Annotated in this window: 25 protein-coding genes and 2 pseudogenes; 22 read left to right on the top strand and 5 right to left on the bottom strand. The window is 56.4% G+C overall.

Translation table 11 applies throughout. From position 1 onward, the window contains the following. Window positions 1-5: 5 nt before the first annotated feature. The 3 genes from SH410x_RS29365 to SH410x_RS29355 all read left to right on the top strand — a co-directional run bounded on the left by SH410x_RS29365 (window position 6) and on the right by SH410x_RS29355 (window position 1,638). Window positions 6-377, top strand: coding sequence for a hypothetical protein (locus SH410x_RS29365; RefSeq protein ID WP_473673300.1), 372 nt, complete (start codon window positions 6-8; stop codon window positions 375-377). Between the two features lie 498 nt (window positions 378-875). Then, a complete protein-coding gene (locus SH410x_RS29360) occupies window positions 876-1,091 on the top strand; it encodes a YcxB family protein (RefSeq protein ID WP_473673298.1) in 216 nt (71 codons plus the stop codon). Window positions 1,092-1,212: 121 nt separating this feature from the next. Further along, window positions 1,213-1,638, top strand: a complete 426-nt coding sequence (locus tag SH410x_RS29355; protein ID WP_473673296.1) for a hypothetical protein — start codon at window positions 1,213-1,215, stop codon at window positions 1,636-1,638. A 386-nt stretch (window positions 1,639-2,024) separates the two neighbouring features. Here SH410x_RS29355 and SH410x_RS29350 read toward each other — a convergent pair. Further along, window positions 2,025-3,171, bottom strand: a pseudogene (locus tag SH410x_RS29350) (IS91 family transposase). A 13-nt stretch (window positions 3,172-3,184) separates the two neighbouring features. Then, window positions 3,185-4,261, bottom strand: coding sequence for a tyrosine-type recombinase/integrase (locus SH410x_RS29345; protein WP_473673294.1), 1,077 nt, complete (start codon window positions 4,259-4,261; stop codon window positions 3,185-3,187). A gap of 231 nt (window positions 4,262-4,492) precedes the next feature. Here SH410x_RS29345 and SH410x_RS29340 point away from each other — a divergent pair, with 231 nt between their 5' ends. Continuing rightward, complete coding sequence (locus SH410x_RS29340) at window positions 4,493-4,924, top strand: hypothetical protein (protein WP_473673292.1); 432 nt, start codon at window positions 4,493-4,495, stop codon at window positions 4,922-4,924. A gap of 69 nt (window positions 4,925-4,993) precedes the next feature. On the opposite strand, the gene ltrA is transcribed toward SH410x_RS29340, so the two are convergent. Then, the gene (gene ltrA / locus SH410x_RS29335) at window positions 4,994-6,397 is read right to left on the bottom strand and encodes a group II intron reverse transcriptase/maturase (protein WP_473673290.1); all 1,404 of its coding nucleotides are present in this window, start codon (window positions 6,395-6,397) and stop codon (window positions 4,994-4,996) included. Between the two features lie 1,504 nt (window positions 6,398-7,901). Here ltrA and SH410x_RS29330 point away from each other — a divergent pair. The 6 genes from SH410x_RS29330 to SH410x_RS29305 all read left to right on the top strand — a co-directional run bounded on the left by SH410x_RS29330 (window position 7,902) and on the right by SH410x_RS29305 (window position 15,035). Then, complete coding sequence (locus SH410x_RS29330; protein WP_473673288.1) at window positions 7,902-8,213, top strand: site-specific integrase; 312 nt, start codon at window positions 7,902-7,904, stop codon at window positions 8,211-8,213. Next, the gene (locus SH410x_RS29325) at window positions 8,167-8,877 is read left to right on the top strand and encodes a tyrosine-type recombinase/integrase (RefSeq protein WP_473673286.1); all 711 of its coding nucleotides are present in this window, start codon (window positions 8,167-8,169) and stop codon (window positions 8,875-8,877) included. Before SH410x_RS29330 ends, SH410x_RS29325 begins: the two co-directional genes overlap by 47 nt. Beyond that, window positions 8,793-10,343: an IS91 family transposase gene (locus SH410x_RS29320; protein ID WP_473677435.1), complete on the top strand. Its 1,551-nt coding sequence runs from the start codon at window positions 8,793-8,795 to the stop codon at window positions 10,341-10,343. The genes SH410x_RS29325 and SH410x_RS29320 overlap by 85 nt, the downstream gene beginning before the upstream one ends. Before the next feature lie 225 nt (window positions 10,344-10,568). Further along, window positions 10,569-10,931: a hypothetical protein gene (locus SH410x_RS29315; RefSeq protein ID WP_473673284.1), complete on the top strand. Its 363-nt coding sequence runs from the start codon at window positions 10,569-10,571 to the stop codon at window positions 10,929-10,931. Between the two features lie 303 nt (window positions 10,932-11,234). Further along, the gene (locus tag SH410x_RS29310; RefSeq protein WP_473673282.1) at window positions 11,235-12,884 is read left to right on the top strand and encodes a hypothetical protein; all 1,650 of its coding nucleotides are present in this window, start codon (window positions 11,235-11,237) and stop codon (window positions 12,882-12,884) included. 1,137 nt (window positions 12,885-14,021) lie between these two features. Further along, the gene (locus tag SH410x_RS29305; protein ID WP_473673280.1) at window positions 14,022-15,035 is read left to right on the top strand and encodes a hypothetical protein; all 1,014 of its coding nucleotides are present in this window, start codon (window positions 14,022-14,024) and stop codon (window positions 15,033-15,035) included. Between the two features lie 251 nt (window positions 15,036-15,286). On the opposite strand, the gene SH410x_RS29300 is transcribed toward SH410x_RS29305, so the two are convergent. Next, window positions 15,287-15,433: an ATP-binding protein gene (locus SH410x_RS29300; protein ID WP_473673278.1), complete on the bottom strand. Its 147-nt coding sequence runs from the start codon at window positions 15,431-15,433 to the stop codon at window positions 15,287-15,289. A 483-nt stretch (window positions 15,434-15,916) separates the two neighbouring features. Here SH410x_RS29300 and SH410x_RS29295 point away from each other — a divergent pair, with 483 nt between their 5' ends. The 12 genes from SH410x_RS29295 to SH410x_RS29240 all read left to right on the top strand — a co-directional run bounded on the left by SH410x_RS29295 (window position 15,917) and on the right by SH410x_RS29240 (window position 23,509). Beyond that, window positions 15,917-16,552, top strand: coding sequence for a hypothetical protein (locus SH410x_RS29295; RefSeq protein WP_473673276.1), 636 nt, complete (start codon window positions 15,917-15,919; stop codon window positions 16,550-16,552). A gap of 31 nt (window positions 16,553-16,583) precedes the next feature. Continuing rightward, window positions 16,584-16,952, top strand: a complete 369-nt coding sequence (locus SH410x_RS29290) for a DUF1257 domain-containing protein (RefSeq protein ID WP_473673275.1) — start codon at window positions 16,584-16,586, stop codon at window positions 16,950-16,952. Then, complete coding sequence (locus SH410x_RS29285; RefSeq protein ID WP_473673273.1) at window positions 16,952-17,143, top strand: DUF2997 domain-containing protein; 192 nt, start codon at window positions 16,952-16,954, stop codon at window positions 17,141-17,143. Before SH410x_RS29290 ends, SH410x_RS29285 begins: the two co-directional genes overlap by 1 nt. Before the next feature lie 14 nt (window positions 17,144-17,157). Next, window positions 17,158-18,642, top strand: coding sequence for an AAA family ATPase (locus tag SH410x_RS29280; protein WP_473673271.1), 1,485 nt, complete (start codon window positions 17,158-17,160; stop codon window positions 18,640-18,642). Window positions 18,643-18,939: 297 nt separating this feature from the next. Then, the gene (locus SH410x_RS29275) at window positions 18,940-19,884 is read left to right on the top strand and encodes a hypothetical protein (protein WP_473673269.1); all 945 of its coding nucleotides are present in this window, start codon (window positions 18,940-18,942) and stop codon (window positions 19,882-19,884) included. Then, complete coding sequence (locus SH410x_RS29270; RefSeq protein WP_473673267.1) at window positions 19,881-20,141, top strand: hypothetical protein; 261 nt, start codon at window positions 19,881-19,883, stop codon at window positions 20,139-20,141. The genes SH410x_RS29275 and SH410x_RS29270 overlap by 4 nt, the downstream gene beginning before the upstream one ends. Before the next feature lie 104 nt (window positions 20,142-20,245). Continuing rightward, on the top strand, window positions 20,246-20,461 hold the full coding sequence (locus tag SH410x_RS29265) for a hypothetical protein (protein ID WP_146409758.1): 216 nt from the start codon (window positions 20,246-20,248) through the stop codon (window positions 20,459-20,461). Window positions 20,462-20,620: 159 nt separating this feature from the next. Then, window positions 20,621-20,845, top strand: a complete 225-nt coding sequence (locus SH410x_RS29260; protein ID WP_473673265.1) for a MoaD/ThiS family protein — start codon at window positions 20,621-20,623, stop codon at window positions 20,843-20,845. Continuing rightward, complete coding sequence (locus SH410x_RS29255; RefSeq protein ID WP_473673263.1) at window positions 20,842-21,885, top strand: hypothetical protein; 1,044 nt, start codon at window positions 20,842-20,844, stop codon at window positions 21,883-21,885. The genes SH410x_RS29260 and SH410x_RS29255 overlap by 4 nt, the downstream gene beginning before the upstream one ends. Before the next feature lie 22 nt (window positions 21,886-21,907). After that, complete coding sequence (locus SH410x_RS29250) at window positions 21,908-22,426, top strand: hypothetical protein (RefSeq protein ID WP_473673261.1); 519 nt, start codon at window positions 21,908-21,910, stop codon at window positions 22,424-22,426. Next, entirely contained in the window at window positions 22,423-23,118 is a 696-nt protein-coding gene (locus SH410x_RS29245; RefSeq protein ID WP_473673259.1) for a ThiF family adenylyltransferase, read from the top strand. The genes SH410x_RS29250 and SH410x_RS29245 overlap by 4 nt, the downstream gene beginning before the upstream one ends. Then, window positions 23,111-23,509: a hypothetical protein gene (locus SH410x_RS29240; protein ID WP_473673257.1), complete on the top strand. Its 399-nt coding sequence runs from the start codon at window positions 23,111-23,113 to the stop codon at window positions 23,507-23,509. Before SH410x_RS29245 ends, SH410x_RS29240 begins: the two co-directional genes overlap by 8 nt. A 132-nt stretch (window positions 23,510-23,641) precedes the next feature. On the opposite strand, the pseudogene SH410x_RS29235 reads toward SH410x_RS29240, so the two are convergent. After that, window positions 23,642-24,754, bottom strand: a pseudogene (locus SH410x_RS29235) (AAA family ATPase); the annotation flags it as partial. Window positions 24,755-24,796 lie beyond the last annotated feature (42 nt).

Below are 24,796 nucleotides of genomic sequence, written 5' to 3'. Positions count from 1 at the left end.
TCCACATGACACGCATCGCGGAATGTAAGCTTGGTGCCACAAACGTTTCGGAATCGCCTCGTGTGATCCTAATCGCCGTCTCGCAACCTGAACCCGATCCTCACTCTCCAAACGACACTACGTATCGGACACTCGTCGAATTTGACGGACTATTGAAACCGCGATACATCCGTGGCGACGGTTCGCTTCAATCACTTGCTTTAGCGTTCTCATTCATACGCGCACGACTCAAAGGGATGTCGACCGAGGGCTGGGTTCTGAACTATCCAGGTACGGATTGCATTGCCTCTCCTGACCTAAATCTATTCGGCGATGACTGGATTACACCGCCTGACACTGACTCTTTTTGGGACGAGAACACGAGCGACGAAGATTGATGCGCGGACGTATGCGAGGTAAGAAACACAGACAAATGACCCGAATTCCACTGCAAGCGGGCGATAACAATGCGATGATGACGGAGCGGCGTTGTCGCCGTTCTCGCAGTGGTTGACTCTCTCGCCGCCGCCCGCATATCGCCGCCGTTATTTGGATTGATGTCGCCTCTATAGGGTTCGTACAAGTTCACGATGAAACTGACCTTCACTCTGTCTGAACCGGAATCGCTTGCCATGACCGAGCAGTTCTACAAAGACTCTCCGTCACATCAACGAATGCGAAATCGAACGCGATGGGCTCTTCCGGTACTCTTGTTACCGATCTTGCTTTTTTTTACATGGCAGTTTGGATTCTCGTTGCCATCAAGCGCGGTTTTCCTTGTCGCAATGATCGGGTGGTTAATTGTGGCTCCTCGCCGTTTTGACGCGAGAATTCGCCGTTATGCACAAAGGCAGATGAAAGAATCGTCTTATGCGAAGTCTTTCGGTGAGTATTCAATGCAAATCAATGATGACCACCTCGTATCTGATGGACCAACTGGTCATGCTGAATACAATTGGAATGCCGTTGACCGTTCCGTTCTGACGGGCGGATACTTGTTCGTCTTCTTAGCTGGGCCGTCGGGATTTCCAATCAAGACGAGCGACGTCGGTACTGAGAATGCGAGACTGGCACACAGTAGAATTCAGCAACTGATCGAAATGGCCAAATAACAATCCAATGCACGCGAGTTGCGGGTCGCGCGTTTTCCAAAGGTAAGGTCACTCGCCGCAACCGCGTGATTGGTGCCGTTACCCGACTGAGTTTCTTTTCGCCCGCCCAGTTCAAACACTTGTGCGATTCACCCTCCTCACCTTACTGTTGCTCATTACTGCGTTTGCAGCCGCCTTCGCGTTGGTTGTAAATCCATCGCATCTTGCAGGCGACGTGGCTCACTTGATTCACCTGATGACCGCATGCGCCGGACTCGTGACCGCATTTCACGCTGAGGGAAGACTTCAGAGTTACACCTTAACGTACGGCGTTTTCGCCATGGCAACCGCGAATTGGCAATCATTCCCGACGTCTTGGTCGTACTGGATTGCAGAGAACGTCACTTACGATGGACCAAATGCAGTCCCGGTTGGAAGCGGCTGGGACTACGAAGTGGCTGCGGTCGTCAATCCGTGTTTTGGTATACTCGTCGCGCTGTTTGCTGCCTCACTGGTTGCGAGCACTAGCGATCGCGGTACGCTTACGAAGGCAATTGAGAACGGGTAACCAATAAAGATTTGACTTCGCGTAGACGCGACGGTTGAGTCACTTTCTATTCAGATTTACTTCGTCCGTCGCAGTTAGAACCGCGAGCGTCTAGCCGAAGTTCAAGTCCTATGTTCAAGAAGCCCGGTGCTTGCCCAATGCCCCTTGAGCTTTGCTGTCGCACCCATCTCTCTGGCGCACGCGATGGCGGTCCATGGTGAGTGGCGTGGTATGATTACCCAGCTCCACTGTAGCCAATGATGCATGCTCGCACGTGAGTACTCCAGGATGATTGACACGAAACAGTGGTTTCCCCTGACTCGGACACTGTTTCGACATATCTCCACCCGTCGCCCTCCTGCAGACGTTTTGATTTTCACGGTCATGTCAACTCGATGGCTCATCGCTTATCCGCTGTCGTCATACGTCAACGCGTGTTCGGGACGGACGCCAAGAGAGTTGAGTGATTGATACGTCACTTCGACGACACGCATTTCGCCACCGCAGTCGATGCACTTCATCGGTGTAGTCAACTTCTCGGGTTGCGGCGCGTGACCACTCGCCAGCCAGAACGTCCAGCCCAACATGATCCACACGAGCCACTTCACTTCCGTCAGCGAGATCTTGCTGTTACCGCTCATCCAGCCGTAGTGACGGATCTTCATGAAATTCGTTGGCAACACGTGCTGCAGGAAGTTTTCCACGAATTGCCCACCAGCAACCGTCTTCGTCTCCATCCGGTTACCCTTGCGGCGGATTCGATACGTCACTGTTTCTTCATTGACGTCCATGATCCGACTGTTGTTGATCGCAACGCGATGAACGTACGGAGCGAGATATTTCAGCGTCGGCACACCATGGCCGACGGCCTGGATGTCGACCACAAACTTCTTTGTCCATACCGCACTATCGACTTGCGAATAGAGACCCGCGGCACGTAGTTCGTCAGCCAGCTTCGCTTTGTAGACCTTCACCAACGTGCCGTGATGAAACAGAAAGTTCTTCGGCGTGCTCTGCCACGATTCCGCTCGGCCCTGGTCATCCAGCTTCACCCCGCCGCCAGGAACGACGTAGTGAATATGTGGATGATAGATCGAGGGATCACGACCCCAAGTGTGTAGCACACCGAAAAATCCGAGATTGCATCCCTTCAGACTCTTAGTCGCCGCGCCCACGTCGCGGATGCTCTGCGCTGGCGTCGAACAGACAGCGATAGCCTTCTCGCTGAGACCCGCGCAGCACGCAGCCAATCTCCCTAGGCACCGTAAAAGTGACCAGGAAGTGATGAACCGGCATTAACTTGGCAGACTGTTTTTCGATCCAGACCTGCGTCTTCTCGTGACCGCAGTTCGGACAATGCCGATTGCCACACGAACGACCGACCCAGTGCTCACGTTTGCAACCCATACACTCGTAGTGAACACCACCGAGAGCGCCGGTGCGGCAACGCGTGATCGCGCCGAGCACTTTGTCCTGAGCGACCGAGATTGAGTCGAAATGCTGCTTCAAGTATGCCGGTGCGAATCGCCGCAAGGCCTCCGCGACCGTGGGCATCGCTCAGGCGACGCTACACCCGCACGATGCAACCGGCGGGCCCGTCATGATCGTCGTCTTCATCATCGTTCACCTGATCCACATCGTTCGGGCCAGGCTCATCTTTGGCAGCTTTCTCTCTGGCGGCTTTCTCGATGGCGTCGCCGGTTTCTCCAGGCAACTTACCGAACAGTGCTTCGATAATTTCACGAGCGTTGTTTTCCCCAAGATCCGTCAAGTGCAAATAGATCATCGTCGTTTTCAGTGACGAATGACCGAGATACCGTTGGATCACCTTCAAGCTCACGCCTCCTTCAAGCAGATGCGTGGCATAAGAGTGCCGCAACGTGTGAATGGAGATTCCCTTCCCCAATTTCAATTCTCTGACGATTTTCTTCATCGCCCCTTGAACCGCGGATTCACTCATCGTGTTTGTGGCTTGACTGACGCTATCTTTTCCCAGCGAGTGATTGCGACCATCAGCAGGGAAGAGCAGCGTGGGATGCTGGTGGGTCAGCCAGTAAGAACGCAACAGCGCGAGCGTGGAGAGCGGCAAGGGAATACAACGATCCTTGGCCCCCTTACCACGATGAACGTGGACCACGCCCCGATCCGCCTTGATGTCAGTGACTTCGAGATGCAGAGCCTCGTTCAAACGTAGGCCCATCGAATAGACCGTCCAAAAGTAGACGAACATCCTCAGTTTCGTAGCCGCACCGATCAACCGCCCAACTTGCTCGATCGAGAGCACCTCGGGTATCGCATTAACGTTTTGTAGTCTCAGCATTGCAAAGATATCCCAATTCCGCCTGCAGGTATAAGCAAAGAAGAACTTGACGCCCGAGAGTGCGACCCGGAGCGAACCATAGGCGAACTGGCAATCATCTTTGAGATAGAGAAAAAACTGCCGCACATCGTGTTCGGTGACGCGGTCGGGCGACTTTTGGGCAAAATCGGAGAGCTGGCGAATCGCCCGCAGATAGGCAGTGTGCGTCCGCTCGGACTTGCCCGTCAGCTTGAGATCGTCACTCATTTTCTGACGAATATCGGCTGGAAAGAAGTGACCGCGTGGAAACTGGTCTCCGGAGAGTTTAGACTGTGACTTAGACATTGTGATTTTCCTGTAATCAGGAGGAGTTTGTGAGCTGTTCACAGCGAACAGTTCCTCCTGGCCAGGTTGATCCAATGAAATTGCGGCGTAGCCGCAGCATCACCGACAACCTCCCCGCCGCGGTAGCGGCTTACTTGAACCAAGCCATGCAACGGAGCACGGCTTGCGCGGTCTTTTGCAGTGGAAAGTCCACGCTTCGTGCCCGCTGATGGCCATCGTTATCCGACTGAAATGAATCCACGCTTCAACTTCCACGGGGAACTCTTCGACATTCGGATGACCGTGATCAACGAATTGGCCGAGAATGGATACACATGGCTTTCTGACTACGGAGCCGTCGATATTCGACACGACGACTACGGCCTAGAGGTCACCGCGATTCACCACGAATCTGACGCAAAGGAAATCGAGGAACACTTAAGGCGTATGCTGCCGAGTTGGCACCATGTCAAAACGTACTATGAAGACCTCAACACGCTTGAGATCGGCTGGAAGGTTGTCGTTACACGAAACAAAGAGAACTACGACGACCCAACACTCGGACGCCAGACTCAACGATTAACAACGTCACAAGTTATTAGGAATTCCTTGCTGCTGAGCTTTCCAACGATTGCCTCCTGGATCGCCCGTCGAGCGGACGCGAAACCTCATGACGGCGGATAACCAACCCGATCGGGATAGGGGCCCGGTTGCCCGGGACCCCTCCCACACCACCTAGCATGCGGGGCCGCACTAGGCGGTTCGCCTCAAGGATGCAAGCGATTTCCAACGCTCTTCAAGATTAAACAAGCCCTCGGTAGTCAGGTACTCGATGGACAAGGCCCGCTGGACGCCGGACGTCATGGAAAGACGCCAGGCACCCTTGCCGCTCATCGCAAAGCCGCGAGCGACACGATAAGACAAGCCCAACGAAATCAGTTTCTTCAGTCGAGTCTTCGACTTCTTCCACTGCTTCCAGTAACAAGCTCGGACCCGTCGCCGAAGCCACTTATCCAAGTTTGCGAACGTTGTCTTGACCTGATCCAGTGCGAAATAACCTAGCCAACCCATAGCATAAGAACGGAACTCCGCGTATCGCGATTTCATCGACACACCGCGGCTCTTACGAAAGATCTCCGCAATGCGTTTCTTGAATGTGTCGAGCTTCTTAGCACTCACGCGAATCTGGCCGCCGTAGCCACGAAACTCGTAGCCCACATACTCCAGCCCGTCCGTCTTGCGGATCGAGCTCTTGTCGCGGTTGACGGTCAATTTCAGTCGCTCATGTAAGAAACGTTCGACGCTCGACGATACACGCTGTGCGGCAGCTTCGGACTTTGTGAAAATCACAAAGTCATCCGCATACCTCACGAACGAAAGACCCCGTTTCTCCAGTTCCTTATCCAAATCATCTAGATAGATGTTCGACAGTAGTGGCGAAAGTGGGCCACCTTGCATCGTTCCTTTCGTGCTGGCTTGGCATAAACCATCGACCATCACGCCGGCTCGCAAGTAGCGTCCGATCAACTTCAGCAGTCGTTTGTCGCGGACCTTGCGGGCCACGCGAGCCATCAATACGTCGTGTTGGACTCGGTCAAAGAATTTTGAAAGGTCCATATCAACGCATCGGCGACGACCACCGCGGATGATCTTCTGCACTTGCCGGACTGCATCTTGAGCCGAGCGATAGGGTCGGTAGCCGAAACTTGAATCGGAGAACTCCGGATCAAAGATCGGCGTGAGGACTAATACAATGGCTGTTTGGATCACACGATCGAGCAAGTTTGGAATGCCGAGCTCGCGTGTGCCGCCATCGGGTTTATCGATGCTGACTCGTCGCGCCGCTGAGGGCTGATAAGTCCCATCGAGAAGTTTCTGTCGAACGCCTGACCAACACGAAGCGATCCACTCGGGAAAGTCTTGGACCGTAATCCCGTCGGGCCCTGGGGCTCCACGGTTGGCCTTCACTCTCGCCCAAGCCATCTCCATGATGACATCGTCGACAATCTCCTCCATCAGTTCGTTGGCGTCATCGCCCAAGGCTGACTTCTCGATGCCCGCCCGAGTCGAATCATCTCGCTGGATGTTTTGCGATGCGTCGCCGTCTTCAAACAATCGAAGTTGGCGACACGTTTCGTTCGGCTCTTCAGAGGTCATCGGTGGTTCGTTCCTTGTTTTGTGACGTTCAGTCCTTCCCGTCTTCGCTGGTTTGCGAAGGCTCGGTACTACGACGTTTGCTGACTTCTCTTTGCACGGAAGTGCGTTGCCGCATCCGCCCCGCCTTTCGGGCAAGCCCTACTCACGGGTACGCATCGAGATCTCCCCAAATAAGGGACGCCTCGGGTTGATGTGATCGCACCGAGACACGTGATCTGTCCCTGCCCAAGCTCCTCATCTACCTCCGCTCTTTCTTCCGGTTCGGCTTCGCGGTCAGCAGCCCGCTCGCCTGGAGTCGTCGGCCTCGTATGAGGTTTCTGTTCGTAACCTGGCAGGTCTTGGCGAGAAGACGTCCAGCACGTGTGGTTCGCTGGCTTATCGATCATCTTCGCAGGCTTCCTCCCCACGGTCTGTCACCTCGCCGCAGTTGCCCTCGCCTCGTACTGGCTTCTTATGAGCTATCCATCTGGTATGATGACTCCCTTCGAAGGAACCGGAACTAAGTACAGGGGACTTGCACCCCACAAGATCACGCCCATCGTTGGGCGTACTGCACGGGAGCGGCGAAGTCACGTTTTTGACACCAGAGACTCTCTCGTCGCCGCCCCGTGATCGGTGGCGTTCGCCGACGTACGTATCGATTCATTCTTTGGCTACCTCAAACCCACATTCGGTCCTGATCTCCTTTGCGAAATTGCAGCGTGCCATTGTTCTGCTATTGGCATCGATCTGCTTTGGAATCACGAGCTGGTGGTTGCTTGGTCAGCTCTACCGCGTCGCTATCGAAAACCTAAAACTTGGTTACGATCCTTGGTACGGTTCTATGCTGCTTCCTGCAACTCTTGGGACCGGATTCGCTGGGGCCTTTATCTCATATCGCGGGCATCGAAACGATTTCGTGAATCAGGATTCGTCCGGCAACGCGATGCGATTCCAGGTTGCTGGATGGTTTTCACTCGCCCCTACGATTATCATCGTATTACTTTGGCTCGCGTCTTGACGTTTGTACGTCGGTCACAAAAGCGGCGAACCAAACGATGCAACCGAGCGGCGAAGTCGGGCGTTTTGAAATGGTTGATCTTCCGTCGCCGCCGGCTGATCGTAAACGTTGAACTTAATCGAATTGCTCCGGTGCAGTGCTTGGAGTGAGGTGTCCAGTTGGCTGGCCGCATCCTTGCGGGTGGTGGGCTGAGTTGATCAGCTTCGCTCGCTGAGTCTTCGCGGGGATGCCTCCGACGCACCGTGGCGTCCCCCTGATGCGATTCTCCATCAGCACGCGGGCCATTCATTTGGCTGATGCTCCACCTGCACCGTCAAGTCGGTGCGGATCAGGGCGTCGGTAACCGGGCCGGTTATAGGGGATGTAACCGACAGCTATTTCTTCCGTTTAACGATTAAAGGGATTAAAGAGGTTGCGCTTCTTGTGACGGCAATTGTACTGGGTCTCCTGCTTGACCACTCGCACTTCGTGAGCTGGCAGGTTGCCTACTACTGAATACCACGCATGACTCCCTACCAAAAACGTCTTTGCCCACTGACCCAGCGGCTCGCCGAAGACATGAAGATCCGCCACATGGCGGGCGCCACGATCGACGCTTACACCTACCATGCCAAGCGGTTTGGTGACTTCATAAAAAAGCCGCTGGACCAGGCAACCCCGGAAGACGTTAGATCCTTCCAGCTTTACCTGATCGAAAACAGGAATCTTGCATATAGCAGCTTCAACCAAGCCGTTTGTGCTTTACGGTTTCTCTACACCCATTCGATCCGTGTCCCCCTGGCCGGTCTCCATGGTGCCGTTTGGGAAACGACCTAAGACGCTGCCTGTTGTGCTCAGCCGAAATGAAGTCAACGAGCTGCTCACGTGCACCAAGAACCTCAAACAGCGAACTTTCCTGACGACGCTCTACGCGACGGGGATGCGGTTTTCCGAAGCGGCCAATCTGCGACTCGTCGACATCGACTCGCAGCGGATGCAAATTCACATCCGCCACGGCAAGGGAGGCAAAGATCGACAAGTACCGCTCTCACCGAGACTCTTGACCGAGCTGCGAGATTACTGGCAGATCTACAAACCGAGCATTCTCCTGTTCCCCGGCAACCTGCCGGACAGGCCCTACAATCACACGTCGATTCTCAAGGCGATCAAGCACTCGGGCAGTATGGCGAAGCTTCGCAAACGAATTTCACCTCACACGCTTCGTCACTCCTACGCCACCGGCTTACTCGAAGCGGGCGTGGACTTGCTGACGATCAGCAAGCTGCTCGGTCACGCGAGCTTCGTCACGACGATGATTTATCTGCATTGCCGGCGAGAGCACATGATCTCGACGCCCAGTCCACTGGATTGGTTACCGGTGCAGCAACTGCCGACGTATCAACCACCCGCGGAGAACTGCCAGCCGGAGACCAACGAGACGCCCAAGGAGGAGCCGGCCAACGAACCGAAGAGCAAGCCGCCTGGCGATCCAGCCGAGTAACGGCAGCAGAAGAAAAGCTCAGCGTAGCTCAAATCATTCGACTCGGTGCCGCCCAGTACGTCGCCGAGTATCGTGATCGCGGAGCCTGCTACAACGTGCAGAGTGTGTTGGCGAAGCTGTCGCTGTGCCGCACCTCCGCACTGGGCGGGCACAAATATCAGTGCGACACATGCGAGTCTACTTGTCTTGTTCACAATTCCTGTGGTGACCGCCACTGCAATCAATGCAGCGGCAGCAAACGATATGACTTTGCCGAGCGGGCAGGCAAGCTGCTGCTCGACGAAGTGGATTACTACCAAGTCGTGTTCACGTTACCGAGCCAACTTTCGCGGTTGGCTCTGAGCAATCGCGAGTCGCTCGCGGACTTGCTGTTTCGATCGGCTTGGAAAAGTCTTCAGAAAACAATCCGCAGTGAACAGGGATATGACCCTGCGGCGATCTTGGTGCTGCACACTTGGAATCAAAAACTGGAATCCCATTGGCACGTCCATGCTCTCGTTCCCGGATCGGGACCGGGCATTGACAACACCGGTTGGCAAACCAGCACGGCGCCGCCAGATTCTAACAACAGTGATAGTCACTACTTGGTCGATGCGATCAACCTTCGCGCGTCGTTTCGTAAGTTTGCGATCGCGCACTTGGAACGGTTACGAGAACGTGGCGAGCTTAAACTCGACACAGAAAGTGAGTTTGGCGACTTGCGGGAAGATGCTGCCTGGAATTTGCTGCTAGAACATCTTTCGTCGCTGGAGTGGGTCAGCTACATCCAACCGCCGCCCTCGGGATCGAGCGGGCCGAGCGACTTGGTGCGTTACCTGACTCGCTACTTAACGGGCGGTCCGATCAGCAATTCACGCGTCGTCGCGGCGGATGAAGATGAAGTGATGTTCATGGCTCGCGAGGGAACCAAGCAGGGCGGTGAGTCAAGGCAAGTTCCGGTGACGCTCACCACACTCGAATTCGTACGTAGTTGGTGCATCCATATCCAGCCTGATCAGCTGACGAAGACACGATACTTTGGTGGTTGGAGCAATAGCCAACAAGCGAGTTACCAGCAGCGTTGCATCGATGACATCAACGCCGCCGAGCTACCGTATGCCGTCGGCGCGATGGAGTTTCCACCCGCGGAACCAGAGGCCATCGAACCAAGATCGACGCAGCCAACGTGCCCGCGTTGCGAGCAGGCGACCCTGCGAGTGGTATCGACGACTCCGCGTCCATCTTGGCGAGAGATATTTTCACGTGGCAGCAAAACGGTGCCAGCCTGGTACTCCGGTTCGTTGCAAGGGTCAGATCGAGCGTTCTGGGACGGTGCCAATGGTGACGGTTTTTACGACTGGTACCTGAAACATCAGGTAGAAGGTGCATACGCAGTCGCGGCGGTGACGCTGGATCCAGTGAGTGCCCCAAGCAGCCAGGCAATGCTCCCAGGACTAGAATCCGGTGGCTACTACGCGATAGAATAGAGTTCGTGGTCGCCACCGCCGCATCACTCGGTACGCGAGCCCAGCAGTGTGGCGACAAAGTTCAACGCACGATCTATCCGCACGTCAGGCGAGCAGCCCAACCGACAAAGTTGAGCTTTTTCTACGCCTGACATGCGGATAGATCGCAATTCGTTAGATCGCAATTCGTTATCCGACAGAACGATGAGCGGTGCGCACACGTCAACGACAGCTTCGCCCACAACCATGGAAAACAACCAGCAACCCAATCGGCATGTGATCGCCGCATTGCCTTGCTTGCTTCCGATTTCCACGACACTGTTGATCTTCGTCGTCGTGTTCCTCCACCGCACTCTCGGCTACCAAGGTGCCACGCTACACGACTTTTCGACCTTGATCGGTTCGCTATTTACCATTGCGGCATATCTCTACATGACTTCGTTGCTCTGGGGACCCGCTGGTTTGTTCATGTCGATTCTTCTGTCTGGCGTCAGTACTTCTGGTCGATTTCGACTCTTTCATCCGTTAGGCTACGCCGCATGCTGCACGCTTGCAGTGCTCGTTTTGGTACTCGATCCCTACGGCACGTTTTCGCACTTCATTGACTGAATTCATATCGGCGGATAACCATGCGATGATGACGGAGCGGCGGTGGCACGCTTTTTCGTCTGCTTGCAAGTCACTCGCCGCCGCCCGCATATCGCCGCCGTTCCCCGATCTAATCAATCGGTTGACGACTGGAAGACAACTACCGACAACAGCGGCGGGCGTGGCCCGCGGTGCGGAAAGGCCGTGGTCTGTCGCGGCAACCAACACGAGTTCGTGAGGCAACCAATGCACATAGCCGGATTTGCTGCCCAAGTCCATGTCCACACCGGATTAGGTCTTGAATCCCACAAGGAATGACACCTGATGAAATCGCACTTGGTATTTATTGGTCTGCTGACAGCCCTGTTACAGGGATCGATCAGCCCCGCGGTGGCACAGTCGGATAATCGTCGCACCCGCTCGCCGCTCATTGCCACCGGCTGGGATTCGCCGAATCCTCGCCAGTTCCGCGAAGGACTCACAACTTTTGAAGGCTGGGGTGTGTTCGACGGCACCACTCTCCGGGCGACACGCCAGACGGCCGACAAGGGCGAGGTGGCGGCGATCAATGCCTTCTCCGACGAGACGTGGGCCTGGAGTGAATTTGCCGGAGCGCTGGCGGACCTGCAGGCGGCAAAGCCGACGACTTGTCGCGTGAACTTCCTGATGCTGTACTCCAACCCCGGTGATGTGGACTGGTTCGACGACGACGGTTGGCGAACCATTGTCGAGCATTGTCGGCTGCTGGCGCGGCTGGCAAAGCAGGGCGGCCTGAGCGGCCTTCTGTTCGATGCCGAACCGTACACCAAGCCCCACTCGCAGTTTCTCTACCGCGCTCAGCCCGAGTGCGACCAACACACCTTTGCCGAGTACGGGGTCAAAGCCCGCCAGCGCGGCCGCGAGGTGATGACCGCTGTGGCTGAGGAGTTCCCCGACATCAGCATCTTCAGCTATCGACTGTTCTCGGACATGCTGGCCGTGTTGGACAGTGGCAATATCGAACAAGCGTTGGAGCCGGAGACCTATGGTCTGCTGCCGGCCTTCGTCGATGGTTGGCTCGACGTCATGCCGCCCACGGTGCGCATTATCGAGGGCACCGAGGATATCGGCTATCGCGCCAACTCACCCGAGGCCTACAACGGTGCGTTCACCCGGCTCAAGCTGCGGCTGCCGGAGTTCGCCGCGCCCGAACACCGCGTCAAGGTGGAGCGTCAGTTCCGCGTCGGCCAGAGTCTGTATCTGGATGCCCACGTCAACCCACCTGACCACTCGTGGCACATCGACCGCCTGGGCGGCACCCCCGCCAGCAGGCTGGCCGCCAATGTCACCTCGGCGCTTGCGGCCAGCGATGGGGTCGTTTGGCTCTACGGGGAGTCGGCTCGGTGGTGGCCAGCGGGCAACCCCAAGTACCCGATGTGGCCGGAACGCCTGCCCGGGGCCATTAGCGCTCTTCAGCGCGCCAAGGATCCCGTCGGTTTCGCGCGCGAACTGTTTCGCCAGGAAGAGTCCCCACCGAATCTGCTGCCGAACGGCGACTTTGCCGCCGCCACTGACGGCGTCCCTAAAGGCTGGTGGCAATGGCAGGAAGAAGATTCCCACGGCCAGGTGCGCAGCACCGACGGCCAGGTCGAATTGCGCGGCGTGCTCGACGGCGTCGTCGGTCACACTCCAAAGGTGTCTCCGGGGCATTACTACGCGGTGCGTGTCCGCGCCAAATCCGAGGGACGCGGGCTCGCCAAACTCGGTATCGGCTGGAAGACGGCCGAGGGCGCATGGACCGCTCACGCCCGGAACAGGCAGTTTGTCGGCACCAGTCCGGCGAGTGAGACAGGAGGCATGCATGAAATTGTCGGACTCGTGCAGGTTCCACCGGAGGCGGGGCAGATGGTGTTCATGCTGAGCGTCACCGGTCAACTCAGTGAAGCCGACCGGTGCTGGTTCGATGACGCGCAGGCCATCGACGCTTGGCCGTAACACGACTGCGCACTCATCGCGTTCTGGACGTTCATGCTGCTTGATCTATGCGTGAGCCTCGATTGCGTGGTGAAGCAGGTTTGTTTGCTGAAAGCTTGACCGATGCAAGACGACTGGCTCGTGAGCCGGCGTGAGCTCTGCAAAAGATCACCGCGGAACCAATGGATGCACGTGCGGACTGGCAAGGTCTGATTGACAAGCGGGTGTGAATCCCGTCCGGGTAAGTGCTAGCCACACGCCCGGTATCGAGTGTTGCAGCCAACGTATAAGGCGTGTTGCCGAAGTCGTTGGTTGAAGCGTACACAGAAAGGTAGTGAGGGTGAATGGATCGCAGGTAGCCCTGTGACCGTGAACGGGATTAGCTCCGAAATTTTGTAACTGTTGAATCTGCCCAAGGTTTGTGCATACCCCAAGGCAACATCGCTCACAGCGCCACCGGCAAGCTGTGAGTGGAGATCCGGAGTCGGCGCCCCGCTCGCGCTACACACTATGTCAGTCAGGCAACCAGTGAGGCCCTGAGGTTCTTGATCGGTTCGCGACTTCCGATCTCGATCGATCGAGTATGTCCTAGAAGTGGAATAAACAACGAAGACAAATGACTTTCAGGGAATCGGACGATCCAGTAGTACCGCAGCGGCCCGAATGCCAATCGGGGCGCGACATGCCGAGTAATATCGGAGCAGGGAAGCGGATCGGGATGACACGCGGTCCAGACCGGGCACCGACCGTACTCAGTGACGGAGACTCGGTGCTAACTCGGCTGGATCGCAGTATTTCTCTTGCAATGGGAGTCTGGATCGCACCACGTTGTTTTTTCCGCGCGTACGCCCCCGCGCGGATTGACCACGACAGAGTGTGGCCACCCGTTTGCCTGGGCGATACCAGGTGACATCTGGGAGCCGGATGCTGTAACGCGGCACGTCCGGATCTGCGAGGGGCCGAGGGTCAATGAGGCAAGGTTCAAATATTATGACACCACAACGGGAAACCAGTGGCAAACAGTGAACACAAAGCGTAACCTAAACCAAAGAGACCCCGGTCTACTCTCCCGAAGTCGCCGACAGCGTGTTTTCTGAAGTCATAGTTTTTTGGCGGCGACTCGGTTACCGCCGCCGTTCTGCTATGGAGGATTGATTGATGGACGACGATCGACTGATTCAACAGACAATCGCCACGACACACTTGGTGGGACAATCCATCATCACGGAGAATGCGTTGCGCGGAATGGCGGACGATCTCAACACCAAGGAGCGCAAGCCGGTCGTAATGGTCGAACACGACATACTCTGCCCGCCCATTGGCGTCACAATTGCGGGCGAGGTCCGCGAGATTGACGACGGCTACCACTCGCTCGTGGTTGTGTCTGAAATGTACGACGAACCAACGCCTGCGCCACTTCCGGACGGACTCGACGGGTATCGCGTAGCTAGTGAAACCACGACGGCACCGTTGTCACTTGGGATACATCGCAATTCAACTGACGAGAACTGCATTCGTGTTGAACCCATCAACCTAGGCGGCGTTGAAGAGGCATCTGCATTCTTTGACGAACTACGAGCGTCAGGCCACGATGGATTCACGGCGGGCTATAGCGAGCGACGATCTGAGATTCCTGACCCACAGGTCATTTTCGACCTCGGCAAAAATGCCTCATTGCTTTGGGTTGGGTATCGAATCACCAAGGCGGCTGCTGATGCGCTCGACCCGCAGCTAAAGAGTTTCTTCGAGGCGATGTTTGCTGCCATACGTAAAACTGCCGTTGAGATGGTCCCCAATCATCGGCCTGTTACCTATGTGCTCAATGTTCAGGGACAACCAAACCTTCAATTTGTCGCGCGGTCGCGTGATGCGGATCTGATCGTCCACGCATTCGAGTTTTCCGATCTTGCTCGCGTACGTAAAACTGCCGAAACTGCTGCCACTAGATTCAATGCGGAGATGGTGCAATTCGTTCTCGGTGCCGATGGTACGTGGAACCTAAGCTACATGATCTCAAAATCTGGCGAGACGCTAGGGTCAAAGCAAGCTTTCAAACTACGGAAAGCGAGGATCGCGGAGCTAAGTAATCTCCCCGCGTGCGATCCGGAACCTGAAGCAGAACCAAACGGTGCACGTGCGGACTGGCAAGGTCTGATTGACAAGCGGGTGTGAATCCCGCCCGGGTAAGTGCTAGCCACACGCCCGGTATCGAGTGTTGCAGCCAACGTATAAGGCGTGTTGCCGAAGTCGTTGGTTGAAGCGTACACAGAAAGGTAGTGAGGGTGAATGGATCACAGGTAGCCCTGTGACCGTGAACGGGATTAGCTGTCAATTTGCGTCTGAAACAGTACCACTCATTGGCGCTTCAAACGGTACCAGTTGGTGAGGCCGGGCCGTGGAGCGGCTCGGTGGTACTGTTTGACTTAAGCTTCTTCGGTCGCCGACCCGGTTGGCGCTTTGGTACTGTTTGAACTTTTTAGCTGATTTCCCATCCGGTAGCTCCGACCGGTGATTTGCATCACGTCGCTGTGGTGCAGGAAGCGGTCCAGGATCGCTGTCGCGCTGGGCATGTCACCGATCAGCTTGCCCCACTCTTCAAGCTCTTGGTTGCCGCACCGACATCACGGATGCTCTGGCTGCTGGCGTCAAAGAGACAGCGATAGCCTTCTTTCTCTGAGGCTCCGGTTTCAGCCACTTAGTCTGAAAAGCCGAAAACAGCTTGATTAGCGTAGAAAACACGTAAATCCCGCGTCAGAAATCGAATTTCGGCGTTTTTGGTGTCACTATTAATTGGGAAGACTTAGATTTTCTGAGTCCCCGTAACCCACTTCCAAGCCCCGTTGTTCAGTCATCTCACTCAGAGATGTCTGGATTGCGGGGCTTTTTTCGTTTCTATCCCATCGATTTTGAAGGAGACCCAATGGCCTTTGCCGTTCTTGCGGCCAGCAGCGTGCTGGTCGTGCTACTCACCCTAGCTTGGGCGAAGGAGATCCGACTCAGACGTGCTCTGCAGTCGCTCCTGGCCCGAGTCTTTTCCCAATGGAGAAATCCTCGTGAAGCAAATGAACCGTCCACGGTGCGTCGTGATGTATCTGGCTCTGCTGATTCTCAGCGTCGTCGGGTGCAGTGACTCATCCGACGAACGGCTTGCTGAGTTCGCTCAACAATCGATGGCCGAACAACGCATGCAGAACGAAAGGCTCGCTGATCAGTCCCAAGCCGTCGTCGCAGAAAGCCACCAACTCGCGGAAACCGCGAAGGAACTGGTCAAAAGCGACGCCGAAGCTCGCCGGGAACTGATCGCCGCCCAAACTGAGATGACTTCGCAGCTTAATGACCAGCAGTCGGTCATCTACTCGGGCCATAACCAGCTCGAACAGGATCGTCGCGATATCGCATCGCAACGTCACCGAGATCCTATCATCGCGACGGTGATTCAGAACTTGGGACTGACCATTGCGTGCGTGCTGCCACTCGTCGTGGCGGTGTTTGTGATCCGCCAGATGCAATCGCAGGAACCAGATCATGCCGCGGTCGCTGAGATGCTCATTCTCGAACTGACCTCAGATGAACCACGGTTGTTGCCGGGGCCTGTGACTCGGCGTCCAGCGTTGGAACACGACGACGAGGAAACCAATCACGCATTGTTCAGTGGTGACTCGACGGATGACGTCGAGCCACCGATTTAACCATTTCACTCAAGCAAAGGAGAACCAATCAATGAGCCACATTGTGGAAATCAAAACGGAAGTTCGAGACGAGGTCGCTATCGGTTCCGCTTGCCAGCGTCTCAAACTGGATCCACCCACGCGGGGCACGGTCAAGCTGTTCAGCAGCGAGGCCACCGGCGTGATCGTCAACCTTCCCGGCTGGCGATACCCGGCTGTGTTCGACACACAGACAGGCGAGGCCCGTTACGACAACTACGGCGGCCACTGGGGCAAGCAGGTTCAACTCGATCGCTTCTTGCAAGGTTACGCCGTCGAGAAGGCAAAACGGGAAGCCCACCTGAAGGGCCACACCGTCACGGAGATGTCACTCGCTGACGGCTCCATCAAGTTAACCGTCACGGTGGGAGGTGCCGCATGATGCCAACCATCGAAATCGTCGTCTCGCCCACGGGCCAAACACAGGTCCAGACCAAGGGTTTTACAGGCAGCCAATGCCGTCAGGCTAGTCAGTTCATCGAACAGGCACTTGGTCAACGCACCAGCGAGCAACTGACTGCTGAATTTCATCAATCGGCAAGTCAGCAGCAATCCAACCAACAACATCACTAACAAGGAGATCAACCTTGAAACTCAACACTCGTCTCACGGAGTACGTGAGAGCCTGTTTTACCGGCATCTGGATCGAGTCCCACGAACACCAGGATGCCCTCACCGAAATCGCTCAGCTCTGCCGCGATCAACAGTGGCAACTGGCTACCTGGGACATTGAATCCGGCTTGAACGTTCCCGATCAACCGCAGCAAGATACGATCGGCAACGATCCGTTGACCACGATCCGGTCGATCAGCGCACTCGCCACGCCCGACAGCACGGCGATACTCGTGCTGCAGAACTTTCATCGGTTCCTGCAGTCCGCTGAAGTCGTCCAGGCGCTGGCACGGCAGATCGTGGCTGGCAAACAGAACCGCACGATCGTGGTCGTGCTTTCACCGGTGGTGCAGATCCCGACGGAACTCGAAAAGATGTTCGTGGTGATGGAGCATGACCTGCCCAACCGCCAGGAACTCGATGAGATCGCCCGGGGAATCGCCACCGAAGAGGGAGAATTGCCGAAAGACTCCGAACTTGAAACGGTGATCGACGCTGCGGCGGGCTTGACTCGCATGGAAGCGGAGAACGCTTTCAGTTTGTCACTGGTTCGTCAGGAACGGATCACTGCCGATGCGGTTTGGGAAATGAAGACCCAAACGCTAAAGAAAAGCGGATTGCTTTCGCTATACCGCGGCGGCGAGGATTTCAGCAGCCTGGGAGGCCTGTCGGCACTGAAGGCGTTCTGTAAACGGGCCATGCTGCAGTCGCACCGAGGCAACTCACGCTATCGCCCGCGGGGCGTTTTACTTCTCTCCCCACCAGGATGCGGCAAGTCACAATTCTGCAAAGCCCTCGGCAAGGAGGTCGGTCGCCCGGTGTTGAATATCGATGTCGGCAGCCTGATGGGTTCACTCGTCGGGCAGTCGGAGGAGCGAACTCGCCAGGCACTAAAGATCATCGATGCGATGGCGCCCTGCGTGGCGATGATCGATGAAGTCGAGAAAGCGTTTGCTGGGATGAACGGCAGTGGAGACTCAGGAGTCGCATCACGGATGTTCGGCACGTTCCTATCGTGGCTCAATGATCACGAGTCGGATGTGTTCGTGGTTTGCACAGCGAACGACGTCTCGAAGCTGCCACCTGAGTTCAGCCGCAGCGAACGTTTCGACGGTGTGTTCTTTCTCGACCTACCAAGTCGTGAAGAGAAGGATGCGATTTGGAAGCTTTATCGGGATCTCTATGAAATCGACTCCGCACAGAGTGCTCCCAATGACACCAACTGGACTGGGGCGGAAATCAAGTCGTGCTGCCGTCTGGCAGCGTTGCTTGATCTGCCACTAAATCAGTCCGCGCAGAACGTGGTGCCGGTGGCGGTGACGGCGGCAGAGTCCGTAGGTCAACTGCGTTCCTGGGCCAGCGGTCGATGTCTGTCGGCCAGTCGCTCCGGCATCTATCAGCAGACCAACGGTTCGCCAAAGGCTCGTCGCCGCGTCAATCGAGAACCGTCGAACAACTGAAATCCCTTTCTAACATCCGGCTTTTAAAATCCGGATTTTAACCATGGCCGGACGGTGTCCTCATGTGGGATGCCGTCCGGCTGATCTTCAACTGGCGGGTCGTTCGTAAGTCACTGAGCTTGTCCCAGAAGTAGGCCATCAAAGCCGCATCGAGAAGTAGATTCGCCCCCAAGATTGCGACAGCAATCCCCGAACAACTAGCGACCGCTAGCTGTTCTTTCCATTCGTTTTTTGCCACCCCTGCCGGGAGTCGATCATCACGATCGGCTTCCGGCTTTTCTTTTGGAGATTTTTGACATGTCCACTGTCCTCGAAGAGCCGACGTCCCAAAGCGTCACCACATCCAGTGATCGACTGCGGTCAACGATGGCTGCGGCCCGACTCAGTTTCAACTGGCTGGGCGTTCGCAAGACGCTGACGTCGGAACAGAAGACTCAGGCTGCCGATTCCTTCGACGCTGAGTCAAAATACCTGTCGGCGTCGAAGAAGCTGATCGATACGACCCATCCCGCGTACAAAGCCGTCACGTCGGTGCGATCGCGAGCGGTGTCGTACTGGAAGACGGTGTCGCTTCCCTATCCCGAGCCGGGATTGCGGCTCATCAAACGTGAAACCATCGGTGACTTCGATTCGCAGATGGAAGTCTTTCGCGATGAGTTGGCTGTTGCCGTTTCCGAACTCGATCTGCATTTCGCTGAAATGCGTGAAGCCGCTCGTGACCGACTCGGCGACCTTTTCGATGTGAGCGATTACCCAGCCACGCTGGTCGATGAGTTCGCGATCACGCATGACTTTCCGGCTGTTGAGCCGCCCAACTATTTGCGGCAACTCAACCCGGAAGTCTACGAATCGGAATGTCGTCGCGTGCAGTCTCGCTTCGTCGAGGCTGTCGAACTTGCCGAACAAGCGTTCTTGGAAGAGCTCGCGAAGCTCGTCGAGCACTTGACCGAGCGAATCGCCGGTCAAGAGGACGGCAAACCGAAAGTGTTCCGCGACTCGGCTGTGACGAACTTGAACGAATTCTTCGATCGATTCCGATCTCTCAACATCGGATCCAATGAGCAACTCGATCACTTGGTCAGCCAGGCCCGTGCGGCAGTGAGCGGCGTCGGGCCGCAAGAACTGCGAACCAGTGAACAACTTCGCCAGAGTGTTTCCACTCGAATGGCGTCGGTGCAAGCTGGTTTGGATCAACTGCTGGTTGATCGTCCACGCCGTAACATCCAGCGACGCCCCCGATGAGCGGTGACATGGAAATTGTCGTCACGCCGGCTGGGCTTGTGCGAACCGTGTACTGCGAAGCGATCGAGCTTCACAAACTCGGGAGCATCGATATACGCCGCGGTTCGCACGTTGAACCTACCGACGACGGCCAATGGATGGCCGACCTTTCACCCGTTGACGGTCCGATGCTCGGCCCGTTCGACATCCGTAGTGAGGCACTCGATGCCGAACTTCAATGGCTCAACGAGCACTGGCTACTGCCAGCGTCCCGCTAAGCCTTCACCAATCGATTTGATTCTTTCCTAGCCCTCGCGAATTGGCACCATGCCAACCGACGAGGGCTTTTTCGTTGACATCTTCCAACTCAGGAACCATCCCAATGTTTCAAGCAGAAATGTACCGCAACATCGCTCGTACCACCGGCGACTCTGTCTCCACCATCAAGCGTCTCGGCTTTCTGATCGCCAATCCCTCGCAGCCGATCAGCGATCCGGAAGCCGAACACCTCGGCCCCCACGTCATCGACTGGGACGAGTTCGAGGCCCACCAAGAGGACTTCGATGCGACCACATCATTCGATTTTGCAGCGCTGTAAACCGGACACCGGTTTCACCACTGCGATCCCCGACCGGCGGCACTCTGAACGTGTCGCCGGTCGCTCTTTTGTCTCACGCGGAACCCGACGGCGACGACACCAACACACGCCGGCGACGACCGCACATCCCCATCACAACAAACCCAGGAACCACAAACCATGAAGATCCTTTTTATCAACAACGACGGAGCCGGATTCGCCAACCACATCGACATCGAAGCGGACACGACGGCGCAGTCTCTGTTCAATCAACGCATCGGTGAAGGCAGGGAATCGAACTACTTGATTCGCGTCAACCGCCAGCCTGTCTCGGCAGACCAAATTCTGGTCGAAGGAGATCGTGTCTCGATCACACCAACCAAGATCGAAGGTGCCGGATCGTGAATCGCCTTACACCACAAGCCCGCCGCACCGTCAAGCGTGCGTGGCGGATGGCGAGACTCGTCAAGGCGGCCGTTGATCGTCATTGCATCTCACCCCCGAAGGTTTTTCGAACACCAACAGTGGACAGGGTGATGCGATGGCAGCGGATGATCTCGGTGGCTAAGTCGCGTCAATATCACGGTGCGGCGAGGGTCCTGACCAAGCGACTGCTCGATGCTTTGAACGATCTGCAACGCGATGTCGACGCAGCCAGCTGCGTGGCATCAGCGTCGATGGAGGCATCACGCAGCGTGGCGATCGCTGACATCATGGGCGACCTGCTGACGATCGAAGCCGAGTTTCCCGCCTGTGATTTAGACTTTACGAAGAAAACCATCGCGGTCACCACTGAACCCATCGAGATCGAGTACACCGACCTCGGTGCGTTCCGAATCGAACTGGAGCTGAAGTATCTGGGACAGTCGTGTCCCTACCGCGTGGTCGCAGTTGATCCCAACCCAGCGACCTGCTGTGACTCGACGACTCATCCGCACGTGCAGTCGGAAGTTCTCTGCGAAGGCGAGGGCCAGGGACCGATCAAGCTGGCTCTGACCGAAGGACGACTGCATGACTTCTTCACGATCGTGAACCAGATCCTGCACACCTACAACCCACACAGCGCCTACACAACGCTGGGTGACTGGTCGGGTACCGAGTGCCGGGACTGCGGCAGCACCGTTGATGAAGACGACATTTGCTCGTGTAATCAATGTGACGCCCAGATCTGCAGCGGCTGTACGTGCTCATGTGATGGTTGCAGTGAAACTCACTGCGACGACTGCGTGACGACGTGCGAAGGCTGCCGAGACCAATTTTGCGGAAGCTGCATTTCAAGCTGCGACCGATGCAACAAACCCTTTTGCCAAGACTGTCTAACGGAGGACACATGCGATGATTGCGTTAACGAAGAAGAAGGGGAGTCGACGTCGGATCCCAGCGAGGAATCGTCAGAGCCTACGGTTCACGCCCTATGCGTGGGCCAAATTGCTATTCCTGCGTGACCTGGGAAACACGGAGGTCGGAATGTTCGGTATCACCAGTCCCGACGATCTACTGCTGATCGAGTCGGTGGCGATGGTCCAACAGATCTGCACGCCTGTTACGGTATCGTTCGATGATTCCGCAGTGGCGGACTATTTCGACGATCAGATCGACGAGGGGCACACGCCGGAAACGTGTGGACGAATTTGGCTGCACACGCATCCCGGCTCGTCACCGCTACCCAGCGGCACGGACGAAGAGACATTTCAGCGTGCCTTTGGCACCCCGGACTGGGCCGTGATGTTCATCGTCGCACGCGGCGGCGCCACTTACGCTCGGCTGCGAATGAACGTCGGTCCGGGCTGCAATAAGCGGCTTGCCGTCGAAGTTGACTACGACACGGAATTCCCGGAGGCGGATCAAGATCTTTGGGAATCTGAGTACGAAGCCGCTGTCACGGTTCATGATCCGTTTACTCGGCGTCCGAGGACACTGAGCAGTGATCCCTTTGAGTGGCGGGATGACACCGGCTGGTCGGAAAGTGAATGGGTGGCATCTTGAATACCAACCAAGATCGTTTCGAACGTCAAGCGAGTCTCGTTCCGCGAGATCGTATCCGGGAAACCAGCGTCACGGTGATCGGCGTCGGAGCGATCGGTCGTCAAGTCGCACTGCAACTCGCCTCGATCGGCATCACGAAGTTGCAATTGATTGACTTCGACACCGTCGAGCTGACCAACGTGACCACGCAAGGCTACCGGGCCGATGAGATCGGGCAAGCCAAGGTGACGGCAACGATGTTGGAAGTCGAACGCATCGATCCGTCGATCGAGATCGATTTCATCATTGACCGCTTCCGCTCAATGCACCGCGTCGGTGACGTCGTGTTCTGCTGCGTCGACAGCATCGCGACGCGGGCAACGGTGTGGCGATGCCTTCAAAGGCGGATCCAACTGCTGATCGATACCCGGATGAACGGCGAGACGATTCGTTTACTAACAGCTGAGCCCAGCAAATCACGTCACCGTTACGAATCGACGTTGTTCGCCCAGGGTGACGCTCACGCAGGAACCTGCACGGCAAAATCGACAATCTACGCAGCGTCGATTGCCGCTGGCTTGTCCGTTCATCAATTCACACGCTGGCTTCGTGATATGCCACTGGACAGCGATTTTACCCTTAACCTACTCGCCAGCGAACTGAACGTCGCTGGCGAATTCACACCTTCCATTCAGGAGAACACGTTTGCTTAGTGCAATCACACTCGGCATTACGGCCGAAAGCTCACATGGGCAGTCAGGACAAGCCGTCCGAGTGTCCGTGCCCCTGGACGCTCAGGCGAGCAATGACGCGATTCTTGCTGCCGTCCGGCGTTGCCGGATGCTGGCAGAACAATCGCTTCCGAACGAGCCGCCGCCGCGGGATCCCTCGCAAACCGCACCGACCGGTCACCAACCATCGATGAAACGTTTTGCGACTGAAAAACAGATCAACGCGATCGCCATCATGTCAAAGCGACAAGGCATCACGCTCGACCGCACGCTTCACGATCGGTTTGGTGTATCGTCACTGTCCGATCTGGCCATCAGTGAGGCGTCCACGTTGATCGATGAGCTGAAAGGCAAACAACCCGCGTCGAAATAACGTTTACCACACCCCGACTCGCGAGCCCAGCCGGATCACATCCGGTTGGGCATCGTGAGCTTTTCTTTAGCTATCAGCCAAATGTTCTTGGCAGTAACTGATCGAGTTTAGAATGTACTACTGGGTGCCAGTTAGTCGCTGCACATCATTTGCTGTGCAGACGACAAACACATCGGATTCGTGATCGTTGAGCCAGGTCAGAAACGTGCCCATCATCCGTGAGGACACGCCGCTGTCGTTGGCACCGCCGGTGGCACCGGCGAACGCCTTCTCGACCTCGTCGATCATCAGCACGCACGGTGCCATCGCATCGACGGTCTGCAACGCCTGACGCGTCCGCTCCTCGGATTGACCGACGAGCGATCCCATCAGGCTGCCCACGTCCAAGCTCAGTACCGGACGATTGACCTCACGGCCCAAGCATTTACAGAATGCTGACTTGCCACATCCCGGCGGCGACAGCAGCATCACGCCACGGGCTCGCAGCGTACGACCACCGCGTGAACGCAACATCGTCCGCCGTGTGAACGCCTTTAGTGCGGACAGTCCTCCCAGGCTGTGGAAATCCGCATCACCTTGATGCAGCGTCAACAGTCCGGAGCTCTTCAGCGTCTGAGTCTTGATCTCCCAGATCGCGGAAGGCTGTAACCGCTGATGCCGAACCAGTGACAGCGAGAACGCGTTCTCGGCCTCCAGTCGAGTCAGTCCCGCCGCCGCGTCGAGCACAGCGTCCAGTTCGTTGCCCTCAGGCAATTCTCCGTCCGCCGTCGCGACGCCAGCGGCGATCTCCCCAAGCTGCGACCGGTCCGGCCGCTGGTGAGGCACTGTCGCGAACAGTGTTTCGAGTTCCGGCGGTATCTGCACGATCGGCGACAGGACCACCACGAACGTTCGTGCTGACTTGCCTTCGATGACTACTCGGTAGACCGCCTGGACGATCTCCGCCGACTGCAAGAATCGGTGGAAGTTCTGCAGTACCAAAATCGTCGTGCCATCGGCTTGCCGCAGGGTCGGTAGGGTCCGTAGGGACGCCACGGCGGACAACGGATCGGCAGCTTCGATTTCGAGGTCGCCGCCACCAGGACGATAGAGTCCTCGGTCGACGTCCCACATTGTCAGCTGCCAAGCTTCATCGACGCATAACCGCCCGAGTTCGGCGATCGCGTCCTCGTGCTCTTGAGACTCGATCCAGATGCCGGTGAAACAGGCATCGACGAGTTCACGTAGTTTTTGAGTCAGTGTCATGCACTGGCCTCCTTCTTGTTTGAGTGATAGGTAGACAAAAGA

Source organism: Rhodopirellula sp. SH410 (genome assembly GCF_055811895.1).
This window is presented reverse-complemented; position numbering and strand designations above follow the sequence as displayed.